Annotated in this window: 24 protein-coding genes; 4 read left to right on the top strand and 20 right to left on the bottom strand. The window is 30.5% G+C overall.

Going from position 1 to position 13,832, the window contains the following annotated elements; translation table 11 throughout:
- Positions 1-12: 12 nt before the first annotated feature.
- From V7S50_RS10040 to V7S50_RS09990, 11 genes are all read right to left on the bottom strand, one after another.
- Complete coding sequence (locus V7S50_RS10040) at positions 13-1,326, bottom strand: hypothetical protein (protein WP_336376120.1); 1,314 nt, start codon at positions 1,324-1,326, stop codon at positions 13-15.
- Between the two features lie 68 nt (positions 1,327-1,394).
- Positions 1,395-1,631, bottom strand: coding sequence for a hypothetical protein (locus V7S50_RS10035; RefSeq protein ID WP_000424194.1), 237 nt, complete (start codon positions 1,629-1,631; stop codon positions 1,395-1,397).
- A gap of 35 nt (positions 1,632-1,666) precedes the next feature.
- Complete coding sequence (locus tag V7S50_RS10030; RefSeq protein WP_336376121.1) at positions 1,667-1,882, bottom strand: hypothetical protein; 216 nt, start codon at positions 1,880-1,882, stop codon at positions 1,667-1,669.
- A gap of 60 nt (positions 1,883-1,942) precedes the next feature.
- Positions 1,943-2,803, bottom strand: coding sequence for a 3'-5' exonuclease (locus V7S50_RS10025; protein WP_336376122.1), 861 nt, complete (start codon positions 2,801-2,803; stop codon positions 1,943-1,945).
- Between the two features lie 148 nt (positions 2,804-2,951).
- Complete coding sequence (locus V7S50_RS10020) at positions 2,952-3,290, bottom strand: hypothetical protein (RefSeq protein ID WP_336376123.1); 339 nt, start codon at positions 3,288-3,290, stop codon at positions 2,952-2,954.
- Complete coding sequence (locus tag V7S50_RS10015) at positions 3,283-4,062, bottom strand: ATPase, T2SS/T4P/T4SS family (RefSeq protein ID WP_333728789.1); 780 nt, start codon at positions 4,060-4,062, stop codon at positions 3,283-3,285. The genes V7S50_RS10020 and V7S50_RS10015 overlap by 8 nt, the downstream gene beginning before the upstream one ends.
- A 180-nt stretch (positions 4,063-4,242) precedes the next feature.
- Positions 4,243-4,509: a hypothetical protein gene (locus V7S50_RS10010; protein WP_336376124.1), complete on the bottom strand. Its 267-nt coding sequence runs from the start codon at positions 4,507-4,509 to the stop codon at positions 4,243-4,245.
- Between the two features lie 6 nt (positions 4,510-4,515).
- The gene (locus V7S50_RS10005) at positions 4,516-5,067 is read right to left on the bottom strand and encodes a hypothetical protein (protein WP_336376125.1); all 552 of its coding nucleotides are present in this window, start codon (positions 5,065-5,067) and stop codon (positions 4,516-4,518) included.
- A 19-nt stretch (positions 5,068-5,086) separates the two neighbouring features.
- Positions 5,087-5,464: a YopX family protein gene (locus V7S50_RS10000; protein ID WP_336376126.1), complete on the bottom strand. Its 378-nt coding sequence runs from the start codon at positions 5,462-5,464 to the stop codon at positions 5,087-5,089.
- Positions 5,465-5,477: 13 nt separating this feature from the next.
- Positions 5,478-6,041 (bottom strand): hypothetical protein, encoded by a 564-nt coding sequence (locus V7S50_RS09995; RefSeq protein ID WP_336376127.1) that lies wholly within the window; start codon positions 6,039-6,041, stop codon positions 5,478-5,480.
- A gap of 20 nt (positions 6,042-6,061) precedes the next feature.
- Positions 6,062-6,367 carry a hypothetical protein gene (locus V7S50_RS09990; RefSeq protein WP_336376128.1) on the bottom strand — a complete coding sequence of 102 codons (306 nt, stop codon included), beginning with the start codon at positions 6,365-6,367 and terminating at the stop codon, positions 6,062-6,064.
- 184 nt (positions 6,368-6,551) lie between these two features.
- Between V7S50_RS09990 and V7S50_RS09985 the strand changes: the two genes are divergently transcribed.
- Entirely contained in the window at positions 6,552-6,734 is a 183-nt protein-coding gene (locus V7S50_RS09985) for a hypothetical protein (protein ID WP_000608114.1), read from the top strand.
- A 51-nt stretch (positions 6,735-6,785) separates the two neighbouring features.
- Here the strand turns inward: V7S50_RS09985 and V7S50_RS09980 are convergent, their stop codons facing one another.
- Positions 6,786-7,085: a hypothetical protein gene (locus tag V7S50_RS09980; RefSeq protein ID WP_336376129.1), complete on the bottom strand. Its 300-nt coding sequence runs from the start codon at positions 7,083-7,085 to the stop codon at positions 6,786-6,788.
- A 172-nt stretch (positions 7,086-7,257) separates the two neighbouring features.
- On the opposite strand from V7S50_RS09980, the gene V7S50_RS09975 reads away from it, so the two are divergent.
- Both V7S50_RS09975 and V7S50_RS09970 read left to right on the top strand, forming a co-directional pair.
- Positions 7,258-7,458, top strand: a complete 201-nt coding sequence (locus V7S50_RS09975; protein ID WP_001024902.1) for a hypothetical protein — start codon at positions 7,258-7,260, stop codon at positions 7,456-7,458.
- A gap of 95 nt (positions 7,459-7,553) precedes the next feature.
- Positions 7,554-7,763, top strand: a complete 210-nt coding sequence (locus tag V7S50_RS09970; RefSeq protein WP_336376130.1) for a hypothetical protein — start codon at positions 7,554-7,556, stop codon at positions 7,761-7,763.
- 49 nt (positions 7,764-7,812) lie between these two features.
- Here the strand turns inward: V7S50_RS09970 and V7S50_RS09965 are convergent, their stop codons facing one another.
- The 6 genes from V7S50_RS09965 to V7S50_RS09940 form a co-directional block, all read right to left on the bottom strand.
- On the bottom strand, positions 7,813-8,265 hold the full coding sequence (locus V7S50_RS09965) for a dual specificity protein phosphatase family protein (RefSeq protein ID WP_336376131.1): 453 nt from the start codon (positions 8,263-8,265) through the stop codon (positions 7,813-7,815).
- Positions 8,266-8,479: 214 nt separating this feature from the next.
- Positions 8,480-8,722 carry a hypothetical protein gene (locus tag V7S50_RS09960; protein WP_336584249.1) on the bottom strand — a complete coding sequence of 81 codons (243 nt, stop codon included), beginning with the start codon at positions 8,720-8,722 and terminating at the stop codon, positions 8,480-8,482.
- Positions 8,723-8,896: 174 nt separating this feature from the next.
- On the bottom strand, positions 8,897-9,256 hold the full coding sequence (locus tag V7S50_RS09955) for a hypothetical protein (protein ID WP_336376133.1): 360 nt from the start codon (positions 9,254-9,256) through the stop codon (positions 8,897-8,899).
- A 78-nt stretch (positions 9,257-9,334) separates the two neighbouring features.
- Positions 9,335-9,727: a hypothetical protein gene (locus V7S50_RS09950; protein WP_319788569.1), complete on the bottom strand. Its 393-nt coding sequence runs from the start codon at positions 9,725-9,727 to the stop codon at positions 9,335-9,337.
- 177 nt (positions 9,728-9,904) lie between these two features.
- A complete protein-coding gene (locus tag V7S50_RS09945) occupies positions 9,905-10,366 on the bottom strand; it encodes a macro domain-containing protein (RefSeq protein ID WP_336376134.1) in 462 nt (153 codons plus the stop codon).
- A 340-nt stretch (positions 10,367-10,706) separates the two neighbouring features.
- Positions 10,707-11,282: a hypothetical protein gene (locus V7S50_RS09940; RefSeq protein ID WP_086877466.1), complete on the bottom strand. Its 576-nt coding sequence runs from the start codon at positions 11,280-11,282 to the stop codon at positions 10,707-10,709.
- A 231-nt stretch (positions 11,283-11,513) separates the two neighbouring features.
- Between V7S50_RS09940 and V7S50_RS09935 the strand changes: the two genes are divergently transcribed.
- Positions 11,514-12,578, top strand: a complete 1,065-nt coding sequence (locus V7S50_RS09935; RefSeq protein ID WP_001070769.1) for a DUF262 domain-containing protein — start codon at positions 11,514-11,516, stop codon at positions 12,576-12,578.
- Between the two features lie 19 nt (positions 12,579-12,597).
- On the opposite strand, the gene V7S50_RS09930 is transcribed toward V7S50_RS09935, so the two are convergent.
- Positions 12,598-13,512: a hypothetical protein gene (locus V7S50_RS09930; protein WP_336376135.1), complete on the bottom strand. Its 915-nt coding sequence runs from the start codon at positions 13,510-13,512 to the stop codon at positions 12,598-12,600.
- A 107-nt stretch (positions 13,513-13,619) separates the two neighbouring features.
- The gene (locus V7S50_RS09925) at positions 13,620-13,829 is read right to left on the bottom strand and encodes a hypothetical protein (RefSeq protein WP_000399092.1); all 210 of its coding nucleotides are present in this window, start codon (positions 13,827-13,829) and stop codon (positions 13,620-13,622) included.
- Positions 13,830-13,832 lie beyond the last annotated feature (3 nt).

Here is a 13,832-nt window from a genome sequence, read left to right as displayed (position 1 = left end):
ACAACCTCCTTGCTAACGTTTCACAACTGGCATAATCAGTGATTGATAATGACCATTTTGTTCATTCTGATATTCAATAATTAGAGGTTCTTTTACACAACCAATTGAGCCCGTATTATAAATTGATAAATCTTCTTCTTTAATCCCTTTGACAATACTTTTAAAAAGACCATACTTTAGGATTGTGCAATTATTGACAAAGACCACTTCTTCGGAATGAAAGATTCCGATATTTCCAGGAAGTAATGCATTTACTTTTTCTTCTGTTAATTGCATTTTCGAAGGAGTTTCTGAATCCACGTCTATATGTTGTTCGTCTTCTACACTCTTTTCAGATTCATTCATCATCGACTCACCAAGAAATATAGTTCTTATTTTAGGTATTAAACCCTCGCAAAATTCGTCCTCTTCCTTAGGTGCATCAGGAACGATTTCAAATGGCTCATTTAATGTAATTAGAAGATGTGTATCTTTTGTATCTTTAATCCCTTTCTCCTTGTAATAAGCATCAATATCTCCCATTCGGGACATGACATCTTTCTTACACATAGGATATATATCTTTCGAAGTAATTAATGTCAAAATCTCTTTAACTCTTGGAAAAGCGATGGCTATTTCAATAGGTACTTTGAACTGCATCATAGTTGTTGAAATGTGGATTTCATTGTCGGATAAAAAGCATTCAAGCTCTTTTGACTTATCTTCTTTTAACAGACGAATCATACGAGCCACTACCTCTTTTTCAATGTAAAAAAGAGATTTATTATCAATATTTGCACTTACAGTTTTTTGAATGACTTGATGTAAACTTGTAGCACAAAACTCAATTGAATTGTCAACATTTACTTGTAAGTAACTCGTTCCTTTTAAATAAGTCTTTTTAACAGCAACTGCACATTCGTAAATACTGTTATGTAAAACCTCTTTATTTATAGAAAATAATTTATTACTCGAAATCGAAAAACCACTCTTTTCATACTCATTGACACGTTGAATTCTTTGAGGCTCATAAAATCCATCATCAATTTTCAGAAATTCCTCTTCAGATTCAAGCGTTAGTAGTACATTTTTCTTAAATGAAGCCTTAAAAACGCTTGTGATTTCTTCCAATGAAACTGTGATTTCCCCTGCTGTTATGACATTGGCATTGCTTACAAAGGTCATAACAGGAAAATCTTCGCTATCTCCCACAAAGACGACTTTTTCTTTTTCAGCAATCATTGTAAAAGTACCGTACTCTTCATCTTTCGATTCCTTAGAGGTCAACATTTTTTCTATCATTCCAAAAGCTTTACGTATATCATTTTTCTTCGCTTCAAAAATCATGTGTTCACCTTCTTCTTTATTGACTATAGTAAATTATAACACATTCCATTTACTATACAAAATAATAATTATCCCTCTTTTAAAATAGTGCAATCACTTAATGGCAACCAACCCGAATGCTCTAATTCAATATTTGTATAAATACGCACATTTCCATACGTGTCAATATCCACTACATCAAACTCTTCTCCAATATACTTGTGATACCATATGTGTTCTACTGGAGCTTTTTTAATACGAATTCTTTTCGGAACTAATCTCAATCTGTTTTCTTTTAAACCACCATTCAAAACTGTTAATTCCACTTTCTACACCCCCTTAACGATTAAATTGTTTGTATTCAAAAATTATCTATTGTTTGACCTTCATAGAAATCGAAATATTCTGTAGTGTAAGTTTCAAGCTCACCCAAATCATTTTCAACCTGAATTAAGTCGCCACCTACACATTCTTTTACTACATATACTTTGTTTCGAGTTAAATGAAAGTCACTTTCGTTAGAAACTACTAAATCAAAAGCATCTACTTGCTCTCCATAACAACTGCCTCGTTTCATAAAATACTTCCTCCTTGTCTTTATAAATCGTTCATTCACTATGAAAAGAACCATTAGCTATTAGTTTTTAAAAGAACACAATTCAATTGTTGAATTTAAATTTAAGAATTGTAATACTTTTTCATTCACGATTGAAAAATCCACTTCACCAGGATAATTGTTGTTGTACCAAGTCTGCGTAGGGATATCAAAATAAACTGTTCCATAATTCTTCTTGTCATTGATATTTACATACTGTCGTTTCATTAGTTTTGTACTGGAAACTTTCTTCTCCCAATATTTCACTCGCTTTACGAAAATTTCAGGTTGCGAAACCTTTTGAACAGGCTGAACTGGAACTGGTTCTTCTTTTACTACTGGTATTTCACTTGCAAATCTTCGTTTGAGTTCTAATAAACAATAGCCAGTCGCTTCTGCATCCTCGTATGCTCTATGACGATTCTTATTTAGATAGCCAAACGTTGTACAAAAATCATCAAGCTTATATTTTCCTTTGGTAGGACAAAAATGTTTAAATACTGCAACGCTATCCAATACCTCATTTTTCGGATGGACACCTACTTTTTCAAAATAAAATAATAAGAATCTATTCCAATCAAACTTCGCATTATGAGCTACAACTAAAAAACCATCAATAAATTGTTGAAAAATGGGTAACACCTGACCGTAGACTGGTTTTCCCTGAACCATATCATTTGTAATCCCTGTTAATTTTGTGATATTTGCAGGGATTTTCATTTCAGGATTAATCAATTGACTATATGTATCTACCAATTTACCGTCAACGTATTTTACAGCACCAATTTCTGTAATGCGTCCACCCTTCATTGGAGATAATGCAGTTGTTTCAATATCCAATACTACAAAATTGTTACGTCCTAATAGATTAAGCATCCTTTGTGTTTCTTTTTTTGTCGCCATAATAAGTAATCACCCTTTGTAAAGTTCTTTCACATTGACTATTGTCAACAAATTTATTTTACAGCTAACTATAGTTAAAATCAATAATTATTTATTGACTATAGTAAAAAAATACATTGCATTTAAATGCAATGTATTTTTTTTCGTTTTAATTACTTATAATTTTTCCGCATTCAAAACATTTCTCTTTCTGAATTTCTTCCGTATCAAATGGGTCATGTATTGGATGTGTTTCTTTATGAGGACAAAGGCTTTGCATCTTTTCTAATAAATGATTTTCTCTTTCGTACATTCTTGCTAACTCTTCTTGGAAGAGCCCATATTCTTCTTTTGCTTTTTCATAAGCAGTCATCTCTAAGGAATCTTTCAATTCATCGCCTTCCCACTTCCTTTTACAATTTAATAAGTCCTTTTCTGTAGATTTCTTGTTACTTCGTAAAACACTATCCATCTTAGCTTCTCTTGCTATTTCTCTTAATTTATTCATGTTTAATACACTCCTTTTTAATTTCAACAATCCTTTGACCATCCAAACCAATTGAAATATCAATTATCAGGAAATTCACTTCATAAAGCATCTCAATTTGCTTTTCTGTATTAGGCATAGCCCTTAGACGATTTAACATACGCAACCCAAAATTCCTCGCAGATGTTGTCAGAATTGAACTACCGCCTTGTAAACCCGATGTTACTGCAAGAAAATCCTCATCAGCCATTAATTCACCAACAATTAATCTGGATGGCTCATTAGAATCTTGCAAGAATCGTAAACTCCTCATACTAAAATCTCCGTCATCTCGAATAAGAAGATTCTTATTCTCAAAATCAATATTTGGCGAAATTTCAGGATAATTTTCTATTACCACTGACTTTCGTTCTGGGAATCTCTCTAATTGATACTTAAGTAAAGCATTTAATAATACAGTCTTTCCCGCTCCAGTAGTTCCTGTAATTACTATATTTTTATTTTCTTGAATCGCCTTTTTAAATTTTTCTATTTGTACAGATGAGAGATAATCACAACTTTCTAAATCTTTCAATAAAAATGTTTCATTTTCTAATATAGAACGAATCCACTTTCCATTACGTAACGTTTTTACATATTCCTCATTTTTCATCCGTTCGTCATTATACGTGTCTGGATTATTCAGTGCCATTTCAAGTAGCCTCGTTAATGGCTCCACACCTTCCTTCCTTAACAGTTCAATTAATCCTTGTTCTTTCGTATCCAATCTCATTACTTTTGTTTGTTCTTTCATATCAACACGCCCTTTCCATATTTTTTATTATTAACTTGTAACTTAGTTACATTGTAACTTTTTTATTTACTATAGTAAATAAAAACAATGTTCTATAACCGCATAATTTTAAAAATACACTTTACTGCAAGGATTCTAAAGGAAATAAAAAAATGATAGCATTATCGCTATCATTTTTTATTAATAGTTCCTTATGAAATTATCCAAGTATTGTCTTTGACCTTTACAATTGAAATAATATCCACTATCATTTGAATACAATCGTAATAAGAAAAATACATACTCCCCATTCACAAACTCATAACCAAACACAGAATCATTTATGCCATATACAACTTTACAAACAACAATCCCAACCCCTGTATAACTTAGTGCATTATACCCAAAAGACTCTTTGTTCATTTTCCCTTCTTTAAATTCTTGTATTAGTTCTTTTTTAGTCTGCATTTCTATTTACACTTCACTTTCATTTAAGATTTTCAAGGATTTTAGTGTGTCAAAGAACTCATCTTCGTCTGATTCTGTTGCGAGAATTCCATTTCTTGATAATTGATACGCACAACGATATACTTCAGGCAGATAAACCCCCATCTCAACCATCTTCCCTGTCATTTCAGTTACTTCTAATGTAATCGTGTCCATCAGCTTACCTAATTCCGTGTACATCCGATATGTAGCAGTGAAAGAAGCTTTTTGGATTCCATCCACTATGATGTTTTCTTGCTTCTCTTGTGTTGTTTGAACAATCACACGCTCTTTATATAGTGATTTGTTTTGTTCTCTCAATCTTCCATATAAATCTATTAATTCACTAATACCAATACTTTGATTAGACTTGCTGAATGACAAATGTGTAACTTTATTATCGAGTAAAAGTTTATGAAATTCTTCTTTTGAAATTTCTCTTATAAAACCAAATAGTCCCTGCTTCTTATAGAACTTTCCATCTTCTGACCAAGCATTGAATTTATTAAAGATTTTATTCCATTTAGTAGTTATGAACATAACTTTCACCATCCCATCACTACACAAGTTGATAAATATCCCCTACAATCTCAATTTCATCTGATTGATAAAGACTAAGTGCCATACTTAGTGTGTTATCCTTTGCTTCTAACATAAATGAGCCCTCTTGTAGCGTTACAATAAACGGAACAGAATGCCCTTTAACATACATAAGATGTCCATCATAAATCTCTCGATTATGCATGTCTTTTTTACCTGAAAACAAATAGAATGTCCCTTTCATTTCATATTCGTATCCACACTCATCTCTTCGACTCATGTCAAATAAAAACAATCCATCTTCGAATGCTCTAATTTCAAAATTCTCATTGGAACATAACTCACTCCAAGAAACCATTCTATTACTCTCTTCATCGAAATAATTGAATTTAATCATTTATAATACCCCTTTAACCAAATATCTCTTTAACTTTGTTATTCACATCCTTCACAAAATCTTCATCTGTTCCCAATAATTCATTCATCAAACTTTGAACAAATAAATGTCTGGATAGCATACCATTCATATTGTCACTTTTGTTTGTAATACGAATATATCTCTTATCGTAAACAAATGTTCCTAATACTCTCTTTCGCTTATGTAGCCTAAACGTGATTTTATTACGTGTATCACTAACGATATAAAACCCTCGTCTCTCAAGTATTTTCTTCATCTTATCTGCTAATTCTACGTTTGGCTTTGTGGTATTACTCGTTCTTGGTTTCTTTTTGTATAATAATTTTATGGCTACATCTTCTTCCTTTTTGCAATCACTCACAAAATCATTCCACTCATCGTAATGAACAAGAAAATAGCCACCTAACACAGGATTGTTAATTCGGTAATATTGCTCATCTTTATCAAAATATCTACCACATAATCTACATGCGTGAACTGGCCCTTCTTTTTCCCACATTTCTTTGTTCCCTATTGTATATACTGGCTCTTTAATCTGATATTTTTTGTTCTCCATCTTTTTCATCTCCTTTCGATTCATATATATATTTTTTCATTCCGAAACAATTTTCGGAGTGTATCCTCTAAGAAATTGATTAAACACTTTTCAAATTCGCTATTAGCAGTGGTAAGAACTTTTATTTGATTACTCTTCATAGAAAGTGAGAATTTATATTCTTTACAAGAAAATCTAATTTCCTCATCATTTGTAGAATCAATACAAAAATCTTCTTTTCGTAATTTTTTAAGAACATCGTCTTTGTTATTCATCTTCTTCATAGGCGATTCATATGCGAATGAAGAACATAATGTGCTTCCTGAAAAAATTGGATTTACAAGCATATCTACCATCTCCTTTATTCTACATATGCCTTTACAAAAACAATAACAATTTTATTAACTATAGTCAATAATAAAAAAACAGATAAATCTTTAAAACAATCTAATACCTAACAACTATTGTAAATAATATTCATTGATAACATACTATATATAGGAATCTACTAATAAAAAGGAGTGAAGCAAAATGATTAATATAGAAACTATCAAAATCTCATTAATGATAACGTTATCCATTGCTTTTGTTCATCTATCAATACATTTCTTTTTAATGGAATTGAAAAAATGCTGGGAAGCAGATTTGATGGATTTTTTACACAAATTAGAGGAAGAAGGAGCTAAGATTGAAGCTTCTAATAAACAGTATTAAATACCGAGATACAAACAAAACAAGAGCAAGATTCTAATCTCTCGCCCTTGTTTACTTATATACTTTGTTTTCAATGAAGTCTTTCAAAATTTTATTTTCTTTTAAATATATGTAAGCATAATCTGTACATTGATACTCTTGTCCTAAATAATGATAGATAAACTCCATTCTCTTTATTTCAAATTCTTCAATCTCTTGAATAGATGGTTCTTTATATAGTGGATTTGATATTGTTCTACTTGCACCAGAATCCAATACAAAAACCATGTATTTATTAAATCTTCTGACTTTAGGGTTTATATAAGGACATGCAACCTTCGCCTCCTGAACAGCTCTTTTATAGTGAGTCATTTCAATCATCCCCTTTTTGTTTTATCTTACTTCTCTACCATTCAAATTAATCCCCTTTTAGATACATATTTTTGAACTTTTTTCGAAATTAAAAATCTTGAAATTGAATATAATAATTGAATTATAAAAAACAGGTAATCAAAATGATTGATTAATAAGGAGAGACTAACACATGAATATTAACTGGAATACAATAACTGATTTTATCAATTTATTTGATTTAAAAATCTTGGTATATGGATTAATTATAGGAGTTGTCTTTTATTTGATTAAATCTGGTATAAAACGAGTTAAAAGAATGATTCGTAAAGCGAAAAGAGAAGCGAAGAAACTCACGATACGATTAATAATTAAAAGTTTTTTAGGTATATAGTAATAAAGATTTAAAGTATACTTACAAAATAGATATTTAAGTTGAACGAAAACATGTAGCGTAATAAATTAAAAATTCTATACAGGGGTGTTAATATGAGTGAACATAATCACATGGTTGAGAAAGATTGCACACTTCAATTTTATAAAGGAAAAGACAGAATGAGTGTAGATATAGAAGGAGGTAATATATTTGTTTTAAGAACCAAACTTGGAGATGGTATTTTATTGGAGAGCTACGATGAAATTAAAGATACGATAACACTTCTTACAAAAATTAAGGAAACAAAGTTTACAAAAGAATGAACTTAAAAAAGTAAAAACCACGAAGCATAGTCCTTTGTGGTTTTTTATTTCATTTTTCAATTGATAGATACATTTCTTTTAAACGCTTCAAAAATGGTCTAAATTCCTTATGAGGATATATATTCCTGCAACTCTTCACATGATTCATGGCCATTTCATAGTCCCCTAATTCATGACACACTAACCATAAACACAATACCGCTGACCTGGAAACACCCTCATAACAAGATACAAGAACTCTTTTTCCTTGTTCTTTATATAAAAGAATCTCGTCAAAACATTGAATCCATACTTTTTCTGCAACTATCAAGTTTCCATCATCGAAAGGAACATGGTGCATTGTTATATCATGCGGAACAACAAGATTTTTAGGAAGTGTTCTATCCCATCTAAAATCGTACCAAATATCTACTAACGGTATTGTTTTTCTTATATTTCCTGTCCCACCTATATAAAGCCAATCGAATACAGGTGTTATGTCATCATTGCACGGTCTTTTCATTCTATCCCCCTTTTCATTTCAATGGTTTTGTTAAAAACGGTTATAAATATCCCCGTTCTATTGTAAAAGTTAAAATATTATAAGCATATATACTTTTTACTGAATTTCAATTCATATAGGTTTATGTTTCGGAGGGGTTTTGAATTTCCTGTTTTTAAATATTCAACTCAATAGGTTCAATAACTTTCTATAACGGTCATGACCCCTCATCTATTTACATTGGGTTTTTATAAACTTCAGTATTTATATACTTTATTCGTTCATTCTCCATTATTTTCTCTTTTTTTAAATCTCCATCTATAGCATGAAATAGCATTATAGATAATGCAAGAATAGCTATTGCTACGACAGTTGCTACAATTTTATTTTCAAAAGTATTACCACATAAAGTTATTAACGATAACACCAAGATTATCTTCAATATCCACAATACAATTTCGATTATTAGGTTCGCCATACCATTTATCTCCCTTATTCTTATAATGCCTGCTTTATCTGCATTGCAATTCCCGCAAATATGCCGAATAACATGAGCAATGACATGAAAACCATCATATATTTCATCCATTTCTTTTTCATTGTATGTACACCTCCCACTTATACAAAATAAGTGTGATGGAAATCCACCACACTATTGAAGAGCAATATCTTTAACGACTACATCAACAGATGTAAGAAGAAGTTCTTCCTTTCGTTTCTCAGTCTTATAGATAATTTTAATGTAATCTTGACCGTTTATAGCCAGTCCAATGACAAGTGCATATTCATTTTTATAATCATTTACATAGACATGTAAAAACTGTTCTGAATCAATATCTTCTTGCGAGTATGTTACAAGCTTATGCTCTACAATATCTTGAACATTTGTAACAAATGAAGGATTAAGGTCTTTATATACATCGTTAAGCCTAATGCTTGTTCCTACATTCATTTCTAATTGTTTCAATAGTTCCTGTCTCTCAACGGCATTTTTATCCGAAATAATTTTCATTACTCATCACCCATTTCTATTTTCTATAATTAAATTTTACATTTTATATTAACTATAGTCAATAAAATGAGTTGTTTGTCATTGGTTTAATTCTTTATTTTTATTCTTTTCTGCTTCTATTTCCTCTACTGCTTTTTTAAACACGTATTCTTTTACTGCTACATTCACATCTTCTATTTCAAAGTCTAAAGGATTTTCATTTTCATATCGGGTTATGTACATAACATCAACAACTGTGTTGTCAAATTCATCTGTAGCTGTAATTAAGAAAATATGACCTTGGCGAATTGGCTTTAGATTAAAACTTTGTGTGGACAGGTTAGACAAAACTGAATTCACAATTATCTCTGTTGTTAGTTGCATTAATTCATTTGGAAACTCTCCATCTGCAAACTTCTTCCCCACCATTTTTTCTACTAATGCTTCTTTTGTTTCTGATTCAATTTCTTTTACAATTTGAACAATATCCATTTGTATTTCACTCCTATTGTCTATAAAAAAAGTGCCGATACATATCGGCACCTTTCCCAGGATTATATTTACTTGACGTTAGAACACACACGCAAAGCATGACTGTACTTTGTGTGCGAATCATTAAGAACTTTACATCCTTATGATAACATTTTTATTAACTATAGTCAATAAAAATTAATCTTCTTTGATATAGATTGTAAAGGGATAATCACGAAATGTTTCTTCAATCAATTTAAACACTTCATTCCAATCTCCCCCTGCTAATCCACATCCAAATTTGAAAGGTATGGCCACGGATAAATTATGTTTTTGAGCCCGAATCTTTAATGAATAAAAAGCTTTTTTTAATGCAACCATTTCAGTGAATACGCCATTTCTACCAAATTTATGTTGCCCAAATATATTCGCTATGTACTTATCTTTGCTTTTTACGATTTGACAAGTCCCTAATAAATGCTTCCCTTTGTTCTCCCGTAAACATAATTCTCTATACCTTTCAAATGCCTCTGGGTATTGTTTTTTTATTTCTGTTGCTAATCCTGCTCCCATTACACCTTGAGCGTTTACTTGATGGCAAATAATATCTTCCGTCGCCTGTAACAAATCCCCTTTTACTATCGTTATATAATCACTCATTTTAATCAAACTCCTTTCAGTTACCTTGTTTATATTCTATCTATGTATTCTATTCATTTTAATTTTGTTTCATAAAGTCTTAGGTTCAATCATTAAGTAGTAAAAAAGGTGATTTAATCTATAATATATGGATTTGAAAAGAGATGATAATAATGTCCATGAGACCAATATTAAAAAAAGTACATTGTATAAAATGCAAAAATGAATTTAGCGGAGATTTTTCAACGATAGGAATGGCACAAAAAAGACACAAGTTTTGCGAAGAATGTATAGATGCGATATATCGAAGTAATAAAAACAAAGTAAAACAACAGAAAGACAACGCTAAAAGCATTGTCTTTCAAAAGAAGAATAAATCTTCTCTTTTATTTAAAGATTGTACATGTCTATTTACTTCATCATACAATTCAAACAAATCATCATTCATATTATTTCCTTCAAAGAAATTCTCTATTTTCATTGTCCAAATATCCAATGCTATAGAGTACTTAATTTCCATTGATGGCGTTTTGTCATCTATATCACAGCATTTGATAGAATATGTTACCTTATCTCTTGTTGTTTCCTTTATAAGGTCTTTATATGGTCTTAATATATCATCCATTAAATTCATTTCAAATTCCATTTTCGGAAGAATTAAATCATCTAAATCATAATAATGAAAGTTTATGTCTTCTATATATCGTTGTATTTCACAATACAATTCATCTGCTTCTGGATATTCTAACACAACTTCATTTTTCATCTCTAAATAAACATTCCATCCCAATTGTTCATCACATTTCAATTGGAACAAATATGGATATTGACTAACATGAATACAAATTCCATCCGTATTATTTACCCATTCATAGGAAAGGTTGTTCTCTTTTAGTAAATCAGGTATTTTCTCATTAATCCATTCTATTCCCTTCACTTTACAACCTCCCTTTTTATATGTTTTCTATCTTATTTTATCTTTTTTAAGAATCTCTTTCAACAGAAAAATCTAAACTTTTAAACTAACTATAGTCAAATAAGCGATTGAATCAAGTCTTTCTTTTATTTTTAAAAAGTTGTATACTGAACTCACAGAAAATCAAAGTTTTTATCATAAAACTCATGTTCTCAGAATAAATAATTAAGGACGAAAGGATGAGGTGATTATATGAATCAAGACAAAGCGGTAAGCTTCAATAAAAAGAGTAATTTCGATTCAGAGAGATTATTAAAACGTTACAAAACTCGTAAATTGAATTTTGATTTAGCCATTCAAAGAAAAGAAAATATCTGGGATAACAAGAGGGCATCTTTATTAATTCATTCTATTCTATCAAACTACTATATCCCACCTATCGTAGCTATTAAAGATAATGACATGTTAAGCGTATTAGATGGAAAACAAAGGTTAACTACTTTATTTTCATTTATGCAAGGGGACTTAGTTTTAGATAAGAATACCCCATTAGTTGATGGAGAAAAAATAGCAGGTTTAACTTTCGAAGATTTATCTGAGGAATTCCAATCAACTATTAAGAAATACAAATTTGATTTCTCCATTTCTGAAAACTTAAATGAACAACAAATCGAAGAATTATTCTTCAGATTAAATAATGGTGTGGCTTTACGCACGATTGAGGTGACAAGAGCGGTCTTAGGAAATCGTATCATTTCTTTCTTAAAGAGAATTACAGATTTCCCATTTTTCCAATATAAAATCAACATTACAGCAGGTGCAAGAAAAAGATATACGGACCAAGAAATCGTACTTCAAATCTTAAAACTAATTTATGAACCTAACAGTGGTTTAAACAAACGTGAAATGCAACCATTTATTGATAAATTAAAAAGTGAAGATTTAAAAGCAAGACTAAAAAGCACATTAGATAATGCAATTTTTTACCTAAATGAAGCATTCCCTAAAAAGCAAAAGTTTTTAAAGAAAGTTAACGTTCCAATGCTTGTGATTTTGTCATTAGATGTTATTAATAACAACTTAAATAACAAAGTAACTCCTATCAAATTCGGAGATTGGGCCGAGGCATTCTTTGAAAATACGCCTGAAGATTATAGAATTGCTTGCCAGTCTGGTTCAGCAAGTGCCCAAAATGTAAAGAAACGTTTAACTTCTATGAGAAATCATTTCTGTAAACATTTTGATTTATCTTTAGAAGATTTAAACATAAAAGAAGATGCACCTCAAAAGGAAAAAGAATTAAATGAAGCTATATAAAAAATGAGCCCTAAGTGGCTCATTTTTTTATTGATTCATCATGCTTTTCTTCCGTACCTTCCATCAAGATAACTCTTCCGTCATAGAATTCTTGAATACGATATATTCCTTTTGATGTAGTAAAGTCAAATATTTGTTTATCTGCCTCTATGCTATAAACACTCAATTCTTTTACATCTCCAATTTTATCTTTATTTTTTAATACATATTTTCCTGTTCGTTTTGAAAAATCTGGTTTTGCATTCATTGTAAATACCGTCTTCTTTTCTTCCCCTTTTATTTCAACCACTTTCAAGACTTGTTGAAAACGAGTAAAGAATTGATAGGTTCCTTTTGTTGTAGTAATAACCTGCTCATTATCTGAATTAGAACTTTCTATAGATTTATATTCACCATACTTCTCTTTCTCCTTATTGATTTGAAGTATATTTTCAGGATATATCTCTATTCCTTTATCTTTTTTATAAATTTCTTTTCTATTTGGAAATGCCTGTTCAATTTCTTGTATTTGATATTCTAATCCGTTTGAAGATGTTAGATACACAAAATAAACGCCTTTTGTTGTGTATAGTTTATATAGGTCGAAGTTCTTTTTATTTACATGAACTGTCCCTTCTCTTTTATTATTTCTAAAGTCCCCCATGTTCAAATCTGCATTCTTGCCGATAAATTCCGTCATGACTTCTTTTGCTTTCTCATCATGTACTCTATTAGGGTTTAACACCATGTCTACAGATAGACCTATCATACATAGAAGTAGGACTGCAAATATAGTTGTTAATGCGGGATGAATTCTTCTTTCTTTATAAAGAATATAAATCCCATACGGAGGAAAAAGCCATAGCCATAAAAATAACTTCCTTTTCCCTTTCTTACTCGATTCCATTTCTTTATCAGTCTTATTCTCTGATTGCACAACGTCTTTCTTTTTCACTTCATTCTCCCCTTTCATATATTTTTAGTCTACTAATATATTCATTGGGGCTATATACTAAAACGGTTCGAGCTTGTTCAATAAAAAAAGAGCAAACGAATTTGCTCTTAAACAAAGGATAAAACAGGAACCTGCATTTCCTTATACGTATTTGCTTGTTCCTCTGAAATCATTTTTACTACTTTATCCATTAAACATACCCTTTCATACGATAAGCCATATAATGCTTCAGTGAGACTGAATGAACAGTAGGTATTATATATTAATACCATTTTATTATCCTGTTTATTTAGAATTCCGAAATATCTTCCTTCCATATA

The sequence above is a fragment of the Bacillus sp. CCNWLW194 genome (assembly GCF_037120585.1).
Lineage (GTDB): Bacteria > Bacillota > Bacilli > Bacillales > Bacillaceae_G > Bacillus_A > Bacillus_A basilensis.
This window is presented reverse-complemented; position numbering and strand designations above follow the sequence as displayed.

What these genes read in the sequence shown, in the direction of transcription:
- V7S50_RS10040 (WP_336376120.1), bottom strand. Translation starts at nt 1,326, where the DNA reads ATGATTTTTGAAGCGAAGAAAAATGATATACGTAAAGCTTTTGGAATG.
- V7S50_RS10030 (WP_336376121.1), bottom strand. Translation starts at nt 1,882, where the DNA reads ATGAAACGAGGCAGTTGTTATGGAGAGCAAGTAGATGCTTTTGATTTA.
- V7S50_RS10025 (WP_336376122.1), bottom strand. Translation starts at nt 2,803, where the DNA reads ATGGCGACAAAAAAAGAAACACAAAGGATGCTTAATCTATTAGGACGT.
- V7S50_RS10020 (WP_336376123.1), bottom strand. Translation starts at nt 3,290, where the DNA reads ATGAATAAATTAAGAGAAATAGCAAGAGAAGCTAAGATGGATAGTGTT.
- V7S50_RS10015 (WP_333728789.1), bottom strand. Translation starts at nt 4,062, where the DNA reads ATGAAAGAACAAACAAAAGTAATGAGATTGGATACGAAAGAACAAGGA.
- V7S50_RS10010 (WP_336376124.1), bottom strand. Translation starts at nt 4,509, where the DNA reads ATGCAGACTAAAAAAGAACTAATACAAGAATTTAAAGAAGGGAAAATG.
- V7S50_RS10005 (WP_336376125.1), bottom strand. Translation starts at nt 5,067, where the DNA reads ATGTTCATAACTACTAAATGGAATAAAATCTTTAATAAATTCAATGCT.
- V7S50_RS10000 (WP_336376126.1), bottom strand. Translation starts at nt 5,464, where the DNA reads ATGATTAAATTCAATTATTTCGATGAAGAGAGTAATAGAATGGTTTCT.
- V7S50_RS09995 (WP_336376127.1), bottom strand. Translation starts at nt 6,041, where the DNA reads ATGGAGAACAAAAAATATCAGATTAAAGAGCCAGTATATACAATAGGG.
- V7S50_RS09990 (WP_336376128.1), bottom strand. Translation starts at nt 6,367, where the DNA reads ATGCTTGTAAATCCAATTTTTTCAGGAAGCACATTATGTTCTTCATTC.
- V7S50_RS09985 (WP_000608114.1), top strand. Translation starts at nt 6,552, where the DNA reads ATGATTAATATAGAAACTATCAAAATCTCATTAATGATAACGTTATCC.
- V7S50_RS09980 (WP_336376129.1), bottom strand. Translation starts at nt 7,085, where the DNA reads ATGACTCACTATAAAAGAGCTGTTCAGGAGGCGAAGGTTGCATGTCCT.
- V7S50_RS09975 (WP_001024902.1), top strand. Translation starts at nt 7,258, where the DNA reads ATGAATATTAACTGGAATACAATAACTGATTTTATCAATTTATTTGAT.
- V7S50_RS09970 (WP_336376130.1), top strand. Translation starts at nt 7,554, where the DNA reads ATGAGTGAACATAATCACATGGTTGAGAAAGATTGCACACTTCAATTT.
- V7S50_RS09965 (WP_336376131.1), bottom strand. Translation starts at nt 8,265, where the DNA reads ATGAAAAGACCGTGCAATGATGACATAACACCTGTATTCGATTGGCTT.
- V7S50_RS09960 (WP_336584249.1), bottom strand. Translation starts at nt 8,722, where the DNA reads ATGGCGAACCTAATAATCGAAATTGTATTGTGGATATTGAAGATAATC.
- V7S50_RS09955 (WP_336376133.1), bottom strand. Translation starts at nt 9,256, where the DNA reads ATGAAAATTATTTCGGATAAAAATGCCGTTGAGAGACAGGAACTATTG.
- V7S50_RS09950 (WP_319788569.1), bottom strand. Translation starts at nt 9,727, where the DNA reads ATGGATATTGTTCAAATTGTAAAAGAAATTGAATCAGAAACAAAAGAA.
- V7S50_RS09945 (WP_336376134.1), bottom strand. Translation starts at nt 10,366, where the DNA reads ATGAGTGATTATATAACGATAGTAAAAGGGGATTTGTTACAGGCGACG.
- V7S50_RS09935 (WP_001070769.1), top strand. Translation starts at nt 11,514, where the DNA reads ATGAATCAAGACAAAGCGGTAAGCTTCAATAAAAAGAGTAATTTCGAT.
- V7S50_RS09925 (WP_000399092.1), bottom strand. Translation starts at nt 13,829, where the DNA reads ATGGAAGGAAGATATTTCGGAATTCTAAATAAACAGGATAATAAAATG.